The 12,626-nt window shown below is 63.4% G+C and carries 10 protein-coding genes; 3 read left to right on the forward strand and 7 right to left on the reverse strand.

The annotated features are described in order from the left end of the window. The first annotated feature begins 10 nt into the window (after positions 1-10). The 3 genes from AC1DU8_RS02745 to AC1DU8_RS02755 are packed head-to-tail and all read left to right on the forward strand — an operon-like array spanning position 11 to position 3,806. The gene (locus AC1DU8_RS02745; protein WP_477726425.1) at positions 11-1,189 is read left to right on the forward strand and encodes an acyl-CoA dehydrogenase family protein; all 1,179 of its coding nucleotides are present in this window, start codon (positions 11-13) and stop codon (positions 1,187-1,189) included. A 48-nt stretch (positions 1,190-1,237) separates the two neighbouring features. Continuing rightward, positions 1,238-3,268 (forward strand): acetyl/propionyl/methylcrotonyl-CoA carboxylase subunit alpha, encoded by a 2,031-nt coding sequence (locus AC1DU8_RS02750; protein WP_477727026.1) that lies wholly within the window; start codon positions 1,238-1,240, stop codon positions 3,266-3,268. A gap of 46 nt (positions 3,269-3,314) precedes the next feature. Continuing rightward, a complete protein-coding gene (locus AC1DU8_RS02755; protein ID WP_477689652.1) occupies positions 3,315-3,806 on the forward strand; it encodes a thioesterase family protein in 492 nt (163 codons plus the stop codon). A 661-nt stretch (positions 3,807-4,467) separates the two neighbouring features. On the opposite strand, the gene otsA is transcribed toward AC1DU8_RS02755, so the two are convergent. The 7 genes from otsA to AC1DU8_RS02790 form a co-directional block, all read right to left on the reverse strand. Next, complete coding sequence (gene otsA / locus AC1DU8_RS02760) at positions 4,468-5,850, reverse strand: alpha,alpha-trehalose-phosphate synthase (UDP-forming) (protein ID WP_457281149.1); 1,383 nt, start codon at positions 5,848-5,850, stop codon at positions 4,468-4,470. Between the two features lie 127 nt (positions 5,851-5,977). Continuing rightward, complete coding sequence (locus tag AC1DU8_RS02765; RefSeq protein ID WP_457281148.1) at positions 5,978-7,837, reverse strand: glycoside hydrolase family 15 protein; 1,860 nt, start codon at positions 7,835-7,837, stop codon at positions 5,978-5,980. Continuing rightward, a complete protein-coding gene (otsB, locus tag AC1DU8_RS02770; protein ID WP_477726426.1) occupies positions 7,834-8,682 on the reverse strand; it encodes a trehalose-phosphatase in 849 nt (282 codons plus the stop codon). The genes AC1DU8_RS02765 and otsB overlap by 4 nt, the downstream gene beginning before the upstream one ends. A 55-nt stretch (positions 8,683-8,737) precedes the next feature. After that, positions 8,738-10,027 (reverse strand): multifunctional CCA addition/repair protein, encoded by a 1,290-nt coding sequence (locus AC1DU8_RS02775; protein WP_457281146.1) that lies wholly within the window; start codon positions 10,025-10,027, stop codon positions 8,738-8,740. Positions 10,028-10,080: 53 nt separating this feature from the next. Then, positions 10,081-10,386 carry an NIPSNAP family protein gene (locus AC1DU8_RS02780; RefSeq protein WP_457281145.1) on the reverse strand — a complete coding sequence of 102 codons (306 nt, stop codon included), beginning with the start codon at positions 10,384-10,386 and terminating at the stop codon, positions 10,081-10,083. 14 nt (positions 10,387-10,400) lie between these two features. Then, the gene (locus AC1DU8_RS02785) at positions 10,401-11,159 is read right to left on the reverse strand and encodes a glutathione S-transferase family protein (protein WP_477690294.1); all 759 of its coding nucleotides are present in this window, start codon (positions 11,157-11,159) and stop codon (positions 10,401-10,403) included. Positions 11,160-11,598: 439 nt separating this feature from the next. Further along, positions 11,599-12,555 (reverse strand): complex I NDUFA9 subunit family protein, encoded by a 957-nt coding sequence (locus AC1DU8_RS02790; RefSeq protein ID WP_457281143.1) that lies wholly within the window; start codon positions 12,553-12,555, stop codon positions 11,599-11,601. Positions 12,556-12,626 lie beyond the last annotated feature (71 nt).

Here is a 12,626-nt window from a genome sequence, read left to right on the forward strand (position 1 = left end):
GGAGACAAAAATGCAGTACACCCACGAACACCTCGAAATCCAGAAAACTCTCAAGCGTTTCATTGATGCCGAGATCAACCCGCACGTCGATGAATGGGAAGCCGCCGAAATATTCCCGGCGCATGAAGTGTTCAAGAAGCTCGGCAACCTGGGCATGCTGGGCCTGACCAAATCTGAGGAATACGGCGGCTCGGGCCTGGACTACTCCTACGCCATGGCCATGGCCGAAGCGTTGGGCCATATCGATTGCGGCGGCGTCCCCATGTCCATCGGCGTGCAGACCGACATGTGCACGCCGGCCCTGGCGCGCTTCGGCAGCGACGAGCTCAAGCGTGAATTCCTCGCTCCAGCGATTGCCGGCGATGCCGTGGGCTGCGTCGGTGTGAGCGAGCCAGGTGCCGGCAGCGACGTTGCCTCCATCAAAAGCCAAGCCCGCAAGGACGGCGGCGACTACATCATCAGCGGCCAGAAGATGTGGATCACCAACAGCCTGCAGGCCGACTGGATGTGCATGCTGGTCAACACCGGTGAGGGCCCTGTGCACAAAAACAAGAGCCTGGTCATGGTGCCCATGCGCGACAAGGGCAAGCTGCGTAAAGGCATTGAAGCGGCCAAGAAGATCAAAAAAATCGGCATGAACTCATCCGACACCGGCCTGATCTACTTTGACGAAGTGCGTGTGCCGCAGCGTTACCTGATCGGCAGCGAAGGCTCGGGCTTTGTCTACCAGATGATGCAGTTCCAGGAAGAGCGCCTGTGGTGTGCGGCCAGTTGCATCCAGTCGCTGTCCAACTGCATTGAATGGACGGTCGAGTGGGCGCACGAGCGCAAGCTTTTCGGCGCCACGCTGGCTGACCAGCAATGGGTGCAGTTCAAGCTCGCCGAGATGAAGACCGAAGTCGAGAGCCTGCGCGCCATGACGTATCGCGCCTGCGAGCTCTATGTGCAGGGCCAGGATGTGACCGAGCTGGCCTCCATGGCCAAGCTCAAGGCCGGGCGGCTCAACCGCCTGGTGCCCGACACCTGCCTGCAGTTCTGGGGCGGCATGGGCTACACCTGGGAGAACAAGGTAGCGCGCATGTTCCGCGACGGTCGCCTGGCCTCCATAGGCGGCGGGGCCGACGAAGTCATGATGGGGATCATCGCCAAAATGATGGGCGTGGCCAAGCCCGGCAAGAAGGGTGGCTGAGTTCATGGCCATGCCTGGCGTACGGAGCGGGGCGCCTGCATGAAGAGCATCCGCCGCCTGCTGGTGGCCAATCGTGGGGAGATTGCCCGCCGCATCATGCGCACCGCGAGAACCATGGGCATGCAGACGGTGGCGGTGTATTCAGACGCCGATACCGGTGCGCTGCATGTGCAGGAGGCGGATATCGCCCATGCGCTGGGAGGTGTCAGTTCCGCCGACTCCTATCTGCGCATCGACAAACTGGTTGCTGCGGCCGAGGCCAGCGGCGCCGATGCGGTGCATCCGGGTTACGGCTTCCTCAGCGAGAACGCCGCCTTTGCCGACGCGGTGATTGCGGCGGGGCTGACCTGGGTGGGGCCGCCGCCGGCTGCGATCCGGCAGCTTGGCAGCAAGTCGGCTGCCAAGCAACTCGCCGCGGCGCAAGGCGTACCCTGCCTGCCGGGCTACCAGGGTCATGACCAGTCCGACGCGCGCTTTGAAGCCGAAGCCGCGCGCATCGGTTACCCGCTGATGGTCAAGGCCGTGGCGGGCGGCGGCGGGCGCGGCATGCGGCTGGTGCGGGATGCCGCACACCTTTCGGCCGCGCTGCAAAGCGCCCGCTCTGAAGCGCTCTCGGCCTTTGGCAGCGGGGAGCTGCTGATGGAGCGGGCTTTGTTGAATCCGCGCCATGTCGAGGTGCAGGTGTTTGCCGACGCCCACGGCCATTGCATTCATCTGGGCGAGCGCGACTGCTCGGTGCAACGCCGTCACCAGAAGATCATTGAAGAAACGCCCAGCCCCGCGTTGGATGCGGCGCTGCGTGCGCGGATGTGTGGCGCGGCCGTCAAGCTGGCGCAAGCGGCGGGTTATGTAGGTGCGGGGACGGTGGAGTTTCTGGTTGATGGGCCTGACTTGAGCGCCGCCGGGCCACGGCCTGCAAGGTCTCGTGCAGCACACGAAGTGGCAAGCGTGGGGGCTAGTTTCTTTCTGATGGAAATGAATACGCGCCTGCAAGTGGAGCACCCAGTCACCGAAGCCGTCACAGGCCTTGATCTCGTCGAATGGCAGCTGCGCGTAGCGCAAGGCGAGCCGCTGCCTCTTGCACAGGATCAGGTGGTGTTTAGCGGTCATGCGATTGAGGTGCGCCTGTGTACCGAAGACGAGAATTTCACGCCGCACACAGGCACGGTCCGGCGCTTTCGCGAACCCGGCGAAGCTCGCTTTGACCACGCGCTGTTTGAAGGCCAGGTGGTGTCACCGCACTACGACTCCATGCTGGGCAAGCTGGTGGTGCATGCCGCGACACGTGAGCAAGCCATAGACCGGCTGGTGGCGGTGCTGGGCCGTACAGAAGTGCTGGGCCTGCCCACCAACCGGCAGTTTTTGTCGGCTTGTCTTGCTCATCCGGTGTTCCGCGCCGGGCATGCGCTGATTCCTTTTCTGGCGGAGCAGGGCGATACGATACGCGGAGCGCTACAAAAAGAGGAGCTGCTTGCGCTTGTGCCGTATGGTCTGGCGGCCATTTTCTATCAAAGTATTGATTCAAACAGTGCCGCAAACAGCCTGCCGTGCCCGTTTCCCAGGCCGGTCCGGCTGCGCCACCGTGGGCAGCTGCTGGATCTGCGCATACGTGAGCTGGGCGGGGGCGCGCTGGAAATTGAAACGGGCGGCGAGGTGTTGCAGGCGGTGATCACACAGGGACCCGATGGCGCTCTGACGGTAGGCACAGGCCAGACCGGGCAGCGCATATCGGCGGTTCGCCTGAAGGAGTCTGCCGGGCAACCCGGCGCACGCTGGCATGTGCAGACGGGCTCTGTGGACCTGTTTCTGGAAGATGCCACGTTGGAACCGGCGGCATCCGGCGGTGTTGCAGCCGCGCGGGAGTTGCGGGCGCCCTTCAACGGCAAGGTGATTGCTGTCCATGCGGCGCCCGGCCAAGCCGTGAAGCGCGGTGACACGCTGCTGGTGATTGAGTCCATGAAGCTGGAGCACGCGGTCAATGCCCCGCACGATGCCGTGCTGGCGGCTGTGATGGCAGAGGTGGGTCAGCAAACAAGTACCGGGCAGGTGTTGCTGAGATTCGATGAGGCCAAGGCATGAGAACCCGGAAAATCAGGAAAGATTTCGCTGCACGACAATTGACGCCATGACCAAAACACAGCCCACCCCCACCGGCGCGATTGAGTTCGAGCCGGAATTTGTCGCCAGCCTCAAAGAGCTGTTCGAGGAAAAAATCGTTTTCAACAAACTGCTGGGGCTGAAGATCACCTCGGTGACGGCGGAGCGGGTCACCGCCCGCATCGACATGCGCAACGAGCTGATCGGCCACTACGCCCACAACCGCATCCACGGCGGCGTGATCAGCGCCGGTCTGGACGCCATGGGCGGACTCGCCGTGATGGCGGCCATAGGCGCGCGCCACATGGACGAATCGCCGATGCAGCGGCTGCACCGCTTTGCCAAGCTGGGCACCATCGATCTGCGGGTGGATTATTTGCGGCCTGGCATCAGTGAGTTTTTTGAGTTGCGGGCTGAGGTGATGCGGCTGGGGTCTCGGGTGGCGAGTACGCGGATGGAGTTTCTGGGGGCTGACGGGAAGTTGTTTTCTACTGGGGCTGGGGCTTATATCGTTTCTTAAGTTTTCTTGGCCGGCTCTTGCTCCGGCCTTAGCGCTCTTTGCTGAGGGTTGCTGGCCGGGGGTTGCCCGGCATGCAACTCACTTTTCTTTGCTTCGCCAAAGAAAAGTAAGCAAAAGAAAGGTGACCCTGGTTCCTGCGTCCCTCCGCTTCGCTACGGGCAACCTGCGGTGCTCGATCCAGCCGGGGTCAAAAACAACTCGCCTTCGGCTCAAACAAGTTTTTGCCCTGATCCGTCTGGCCCTGCGCTCCTCGGCGCATCCACAAGGGGTGGGGGAAGGAATACCAACAGCCAAAAACAAGAACCCGAATACGGAAGAAACAAGGACACGCCATGGCGTGTCCTTGTTGGTATTGGAGTTGGTATTTGTCTTTGGCATTTTGTCCCCGTTCCCGATTTGCCCTTCTGGATGCGCCGAGGAGCGCAGGTTCAGGCGGATCAGGGATCGCGATTGTTTGAGCCGAAGGCGAGTTCGAGCGAGACCCCGGCTGGACCGAGCACCGCAGGTTGCCCGCAGCGAAGCGTAGGGACGCAGGAACCAGGGTCGCCTTTTCTTTGGTGACTTTCTTTTGGCGAAGCAAAAGAAAGTTACTTGCATGCCGGGCAACCCCCGGCCAGCAACCCTCAGCAAAGAGCGCTAAGGCCAGAGCAAGAACCGGCAACTAAGCCGGTCCCTCGTAGCCGAGGGCGTTAAGAAACTCCCTGCGCCACCAATGCACATCGCGTTCCCGGATGGTCTTGAGCAGCTTCTGATGCCGCGCCTGCCGCTCCTCCAGCGGCATTTGAAGCGCACGCTGTACGGTGTCCGCAGTACCGTCGATGTCGTAGGGATTGACCAGCAACGCGTCTTCCAGTTGCTCCGCAGCCCCCGCAAAGCGGGACAGCACCAGCACCCCGGGGTCGGCCGGGTCCTGCGCGGCGATGAATTCCTTGGCCACCAGGTTCATGCCGTCGCGCAGCGGTGTGACCAGCGCCACCCGCGCCACGCGGTACAAACCCGGCAGGCGCTTGCGCGCCACGTTGCGGTGGATGTAGCGAACGGGCATCCAGTCGAGCTCACCGAAATTGCCGTTGATGGCGCCGCACAGGCTTTCCAGTTCCTGCAGCAGATCGGTGTAGGTTCCCATGTCCTCACGGCTGGGCGAGGCGATCTGGATCAGTGTGGCGCTGCGGAGATTTTCCGGGTACTTTTTCAGCAAGATTTCAAACGTCCGCAGCCGCTGCGGCAAGCCCTTGGAATAGTCGAGCCGCTCCACACCCAGCAGCAGCTTGCGGCGTGAATACTCTTCCTTCATGCGTTCGTACATGTCGCGCGCATCCTGCGCGTGCGTGAGCGCCGCGAACTCGTCCACGTCTATGCCGATGGGAAAAGCGCCCGCGCGCACAGTGCGGTGAAAGGCCCTGAAGCGGTTGTCGCCCAGCGCCACCGCGCCGGCTTCGGCCTGTACGTAGCGCGAGAAGTGCAGCAAATCGTTTTCACTCTGGAAACCGACCAGGTCGTAGGCGAACAGCGCACGCATCAGCCATTCGTGCTGGGGAATGGCGGCCAGCACCTGCTGCGGCGGCAACGGAATGTGCAGGAAAAAACCGATGCGGTTGTTGCAGCCCATGGCGCGCAATTCGGCCGCCATGGGGATCAGGTGGTAGTCGTGGATCCAGATGATGTCGTCGGGCTGCAGCAGACCCATGAGCTTGTGCGCAAACAGCCGGTTCACGCGGCGGTAGGCCTCGATAAAGCCCGTGTCAAAACGCGCCAGGTCCAGCCGGTAATGAAATACCGGCCAGAGCACGCCATTGCTGTAGCCCAGGTAGTAGCCGGCATGGTCTTCGGCCGACAGGTCCACCGTGGCCAGCTTGATGTTGCCCGCCTGCTGCACATGCAGCTCGCCTTCACCGGCGGCACCGCCCTCAACGACCGTGCCGCTCCATCCGAACCATAGCCCACCGGTAGCGTTCAGCGCGTCCCCGAGTGCCACAGCAAGCCCACCGGCCGCCGCCTTGCGCGGATCCGCCACGCGATTCGAAACAACAACCAGGCGACTCATAGGCTGCGACCTTCCAGCCCAGCAGGGGCCGCGGAACCGGCTTCGCCGGGCCGCAGGCGCCGTCCCCTGGAAGGGGGGAAGGGGCTACACGCAGTGAGCCACCGACGGGGGTGAGCCACATTCATAGTCATACTTGAGATTCCCAAGACGCAGACAAGCGCACTGCCGCATTGATGATCCCCACCATCGAATACGTCTGCGGAAAATTCCCCCACATCTCGCCGGTCACGGGATGCGTGTCTTCCGAGAGCAGGCCCACATGGTTGCGCGCGGCCAGCATGGTGTTGAAAATTTCGCGGGCCTGCTCCTTGCGGCCTATGCGTGCCAGCGCGTCAATGCGCCAGAAGGTGCAGATGTTGAAGGCCGTTTCGGGCTTGCCGAAATCGTCCGGTGCCTCATAGCGGCGCATGTAGGGGCCGTCGCACAAATGGGTTTCCAGCGCGTCTACCGTGGCGACAAAGCGCGGGTCTTTGGGGTCGATAAAACCCACTTCAATCATCAAGAGCACACTGGCGTCGAGGTCGCGCCCGCCAAAGCTTTCGGCAAAGGCCTGGCGTTCTTCGCTCCAGGATTCGCGCAGGATACGTTCCTGCATCACTGCCGCATGGCGGCGCCAGTAGTCGGCCCTATCCTGCAGCTTGAGCACCAGCGCGATCTTGGCCAGCCGGTCGCAGGCGGCCCAGCACATCAGGGCCGATGAGGTGTGGATACGCGCGCGCGTGCGCAGCTCCCACATGCCGGCGTCTGGCTTGTCATAGCTGTGCACGGCCTGCTCGCCAACTTCCTCGAGCCGCTTGAATTCGGCAATGCCGGCGCGGTGCAGCAGGCGATGGTCGTGAAAGGCCTGGGCCGCGCCCAGCACCACATTGCCGTAGACGTCGTGCTGGAAATGCTCCTGCGCCTGGTTTCCCACGCGCACCGGTCCCATGCCGCGGTATCCGCCCAGGTGCAGCATGGTGGATTCGGGCAGCTCGCGCTCCAGGCCTATGCCGTAGAGCGGCTGGATGTGCCCGCCCTTGGACTGCACCACCACGTTGCTGAGCCAGCGCAGGTAGTCTTCCATGGTGCCGACTTCCGAGAGGCTGTTGAGTGCGCGCACCACAAAAAAGGCGTCGCGCAGCCAGCAATAACGGTAGTCCCAGTTGCGCTGGCTGCCGGGGGCCTCGGGAATGCTGGTGGTCATGGCGGCGACGATGGCGCCGGTGTCTTCAAAGAGCGAAAGCTTGAGCGTGATGGCTGCGCGTATCACGGCCTCCTGCCATTCCAGCGGAATGTGCAGGCGCTGGCTCCATTTTTTCCAGTAGGAAATGGTTTCCTGCTCAAACAGGCGCGCCGTGTCGGCAATGCCGTCGGGCAGCGACTCGTCGGCGCCGAGCAGAAAATTGTGCTCACGTGTCAGCACAAAAGGCTGCTTTGACAGCAGGTGTGAAATCGACACGTCGGTGTTCAGCCGCAGCGTCAGCTCGTCGCCCACATAGCGCAGGTGGTTGCTGCCCTGGGTGATCAGCGGCTTGCGCCGGCCCCAGTCGAAGCGGATGTCCAGCGATACGCGGATGCGCGGCGCGCCGTGGATGGGTTTGACGCGGCGCACGATCGTCATGGGCCTGAAAAAGCGCGAGCGGCTGAAAAAACGCGGCGCGAAATCAGTGATCTCGATGCCCTGGCCATGCTTGTCGAACAGCTGGGTGCGCAGCACGGCGGTATTGGGTTCATACCATTGCTTTGCTTCGGCGAAGTCCTCGATCTCGATGGCGAAGGCGCTGGACTGGGAGTCAGGCGTGCCGGGGAACGTCGCGTCGTCTTGCGCAGGCTGAGGCTCCAGCAAGGCATTGAACACCGGGTCACCGTCATACCGCGGCAGGCAGCACCAGACGATGCGGCCGCGTGCGTCGATCAGCGCACTGAAGGCGCAGTTGCCGATCACGCCCATGGCCAGAGATGGCTGGGCGGGCGGCGCAAAGTGAAGGGAGTCGGCGGCGACGCTCATGAGTGGGCTCCCTGGGTGGCTGCGTTTGCGAGTGATGCGTGCGCGTCGGATGTAAGGGCATCACCGAGCCACAGCCGCAGTGCGGCCGGCGAGGCGCAACGCCAGCGCGCCAGTGTGGCGCCTTCGCCCACCTTGATGCCCTCGCCGCCCATGAACTGGACCGCCGAGAAGCCGGCCTCGTCGGTGGTGTCGTCGCCGACAAAAAGAGGGATGCGCCCGGCAAACGGCGGCTCGGCCATGAAGGCCTCAATGGCCGTGCCTTTGCTGACGCCAGCAGGCTTCACCTCGAATACGAATTTGCCGCGCAGCAGTTCCACGCCTGGCGTGCTGGAAGCGGCCTCCTGCATGACCTGCAGGCAAAGCGCCTCGAGCTCGGGTGCATGGCGGTAGTGCAAGGCGACCGCGGCGGATTTCACCTCTACGCGCAGACCTGGATGGTGCACCATCAGTTCCGCGGCGCGGCGCGCCACCTCTTGCAGGTCAGGCGCGGCCAGGCTGATGGCAACGCCGCCCGCAACGCGGCGCTGCGCACCATGTTCAGCCGCCGATGGAAGCCGTAGCGGCGCCAGAAAGCCGTCCAGGTCGCCCAGTGTGCGACCCGACACGATCGCCAGCGCACCGTCCAGCAGTGTTGAAAGCCGCGCCAGCGCCGGCACCAGGCCGGCCACCAGTTGCACGGCTTCGGGTTGGGGCGCCAGGTCGACCAGGGTGCCGTCAAAGTCCAGGAAGAGGGCGGTTTGCGCTCCGATGGCCGGCAAATCCAGAAGCGGCGAGGAGGCCGGTGTGTTTGCTGAAGCGGCTGCGGGCGAGGGCGGTGCCAAGGGTTGTGATGAGGATGAATGCATCACTTCTCACCTTAGCAGGGCCTCCGTCAAATGGCTGTAGGCCGGTTTCGCTTTTTCACGGCCCAGCCGGCGGCGGCTGCCCTGTATCGGTGCTCCAGGCCTGCACCGCGTTGACGCGCGCCCTGTGAATGGCCTCGCCGATCTGCTGGCCGCCCCGTCCCGCAGCCTGGGCTTGAAGCGCCAGCTGATGGGTGTCTACCGCTTGTGCCGTGGATAAAGCCTCCAGCAGGCGTGCCCGCTGGGGATAAGGCGAATTCTGCAGGCCCAACCGTCCGCGAGCATCGCATTCGCAGGCCAGCAGAACATCGGAAAAACGCTGCGGCTTGCGAAAGGCGTCGCAGCGCTCCATCAACCGCACCAGGGACGCGGCGTTCAGGCTTTCACTGCGGTGGATGTTGCCGTGCTCACGCGCCACCACGTCGGCCATTTCGCGGCATTCCACCGGCACACGCAGGCGTTCGCACACGTCTCTTAGCAGCTGGGCACTGCGATCTTCGTGGCCGATATGCCGCGGCAGCACATCGGCCGGTGTCGTGCCCTTGCCCAGGTCGTGGCACAGGCAGGCAAAGCGCACGGCCAGCGAGCCCTCAAGCTGCGCCGACATGTCCAGCACCATCATCAGGTGAACGCCGGTGTCGACCTCGGGGTGGTGAGCGGCGGGCTGGGGCACGCCCCACAGGCGCGCTACTTCGGGCAGCAGTTTTTGCAGCGCGCCGCTTTCGCGCAGCACTTCGAACATGCGGGACGGTGTTTTTTCCATCAGCCCGCGTGCGATCTCCTGCCACACGCGTTCGGGCACCAGCGCGTCGGCTTCGCCTTCGGTCACCATCGCCTGCATCAGCGCCATGGTTTCGGGCGCCACGGAAAAATCCGGAAAGCGCGCGGCGAAGCGGGCCAGGCGCAGGATGCGGACAGGGTCTTCGCGAAAGGCATCCGTCACGTGGCGCAACACCTTGTCCCGGATGTCCCGCTGCCCGTCAAACGGGTCGATTAATGCCGAAAAGTCGGGGTCAAAACTGGTGGAGGCTGTTTCTGGACGAGCGGGAGCCGCTATCGAATTGATAGTAAGGTCGCGCCGTGCCAGGTCCTGCTCCAGCGTGACGTCGGGCTCGGCGTGCACCAAAAAACCGCGATAGCCGCGTGCCGTCTTGCGCTCGGTGCGGGCCAGTGCGTACTCTTCCCGGGTATCGGGATGCAGGAAGACGGGGAAGTCCTTGCCCACGGGCAGGTAGCCCCGGGCGACCAGCGCCTCGGGTGTGGCGCCCACGACCACCCAGTCGTGATCCTGCACGGGCAAGCCCAGCAAGGCATCGCGCACCGCGCCACCGACCATGTAAATCTGCATCCAGCCAGTTTAGCGGCTTGGGCTTTGCCTGGGGATAGGCCCCAGGCCTGGACTCAGGAGAACACCGGCCGGAAGAAGCTTCGTTCGTAGCTGATGATGCAGCCTGTGGTCTCCGCGTATTTGAAAGCCGCCAGGCATTCCTGGTCCGCAAAAGAGCTCTGGCGGTAAATCTCGTAGGCCGCCAGGCTCTCAAAGGTGAACAAGGCCAATGCAATGTTGTTGGCGCCTTCGCTGGGCATGAAGTAGCCGTGGTGCGTGCCGCCGAATTTCTCGACCAGCGGAATCCACAGCTTGCCGTAGTGCTCGAACTCCTTGAGTTTGGCGGTGTTGAGCACGTAGCGCAGATAGATGGTGACCATGAAAGGGCTCCTTATCAGCGTTTGGTGCGGTACGGCTCTTCGAACTCGCGAAAGTCGTTTTCGGCCAGTGCGTCGTCGATCCAGGCTTTGACACCAGGCAGCGCACTGACGCGCTGAATGTAGGCGCTTATTTCCGCCGGCACTGGCAGGGCGTACCGGCTCAGGCGCATGCATACAGGCGCGAAGAACGCATCGGCAATGGTGAACTCTCCGAACAAGAAATTGGCCCCCACGGTCGACTGCGTCTCCCTGCCCCCCGAGGGGGCGCTCGCACCTTGGGGCGGCCCGGCGGTGCGAGGGTCCTTGTATTGCTGCAGCAGCTCAGTCCACATCTCGACGATGCGCTGCACGTCGGCACGCACGGCCGATTTGTCGCGCCAGATCAGCTGGCCCATGTCCGACAGGTCTGCTTCGATGTTCATGGGGCAGGCCGAACGCAGCGCGCCAAAGCCGCTGTGCATTTCAGCGCATACGCTGCGCGCCCGGGCGCGCGCTTTCACATCCTGCGGCCAGAGCTTTTTCTCGGGAAAGCGTTCCGCGAGGTATTCAGCAATCGCCAGCGTGTCCCAGACGACAAAACCGTCATCGTCCAGCGCCGGCACCCGGCCGGTCGGGTTCACGCCGCCGATTTTTTCCTTGAAACTCGAGTTGGCATCGAACGAGTCAAAGCGCAGCTTGATTTCTTCAAAGGGAATGCCGGCCTGCTTGAGCAGCACCCAGGGGCGCATGGACCAGGAGGAGTAGTTTTTATTGCCGATGTAGAGCTTGAGCATGGTGTCCCTGTTCTGCTGACGATGAAGGAAAGAGTCAAAGTGAAACGACTTGCGATGCTACCGCCGCACCAACGCGCTATTGATGCAAAAAATCCCCTGAATTAATGCCAACCCCCGTCCAGGCTCACTGCGTGTAGCCCGTTCCCCCCTCAAGGGGGCGGCGCCTGCGGTCTGGCGAAGCCAGTCCCACGGCCGCCGCTGGCGAAATAGCCTAGCACTCATCACGCCCATTGCACTCTTCAAGCCAGCGTGAGCCGTGGAACCGGCTTTGCCGGGCCACAGGCACAGTCCCCTGCAAGGGGAAAAGGGCTACACACAGTGAGCCCGATAGGGGTGTGCCTGTTTTCGGCTTTGCCAGGCCGCAGGCGGGCGGCCCCCTCGGGGGGCAGGGAGCTACACGAAGTGAGCGACCGTGGGGGCCCTATTCCACCGTGGGGGCCTAAAAACGGCCGGCGGTTTTGCGTTTAGCCGTCAGCCCGCTGCGCAAGCCCTGTGCTCCCAGATAAGTAGGCCCCACAGCATCCAGCGCGGCAGGGTGGACACCCAGTGCCTGCAGGCCGGGCAGCTTGCCGGTGGCCACGTTGTCGGTGGCCATGGCGTCGAGGTTGTCGCGGCTCAGCAGCGGCTCTCCGGGCGCGAGCTCCATGAGGCGCGCCTGCAGGCGCCCCAGGGAATCCGGCAGGCTGATCACCGGACGGCCTTTGCCACCGTTGATACCGGCGTAGCGGCCGGCCAGCCCGACCAGCTGGCGCAGCGTGAACACGTCGGGCCCGCAAACTTCATAGATCTGGCCGGCGGTGTCGGGGTCTTGCAGGCAGTGCACGATGGCGTCGGCGACGTCTTCCACCCAGACGGGTTGAAAGCGCGCATCGGCGGCTGCAAGCGGAACCACCGGAAAGATCTGCTGGAGCCGGGCAAAGGTGTTGAGGAATTTGTCTTCAGCGCCAAAGATCACGCTGGGCCGCAGCACGGTCACATCCAGCCCGGTGCTGAGCAGCACGGCTTCACCGCGCGCCTTGCTGCGCTGGTACATCGATGCCGAACCGGGCGAAGCGCCCAGGGCGCTGATGTGAACGATGCGCCTGAGGCCGCTGGCTTCACAGGCCCGGGCCAGCTCCAGCGGCAGTTGCACATGCGCCTTGTCGAACGCGGCCTCTGTGCCGTGAAGGATGGCAATCAGGTTGACCACGGCGTCGTGGCCGGCCAGCAGCGGTGCCAGCGAGGAGGCATCGTGGGCGTCGGCCTCAATCACATCGACCAGCGGCAGCATTTGCAGGTGGCGGGCGCTGGCCTGCCGGCGTGTGACCACGGTGACGCGGCATTGCAGGCGTGCCAGCTTTTCGCAGACGTGCGCACCGACAAAGCCGGTGCCGCCAAGAAGAAGGATTTTTTTCATAACCCCTAATTTAGCGCTTTTACCGTGCCTTGCGTCCGGTTGGCTCATTCTTTGGCCATTCAGGCCTCCAG

It is taken from the genome of Polaromonas sp. P3_A5 (assembly GCF_056403055.1).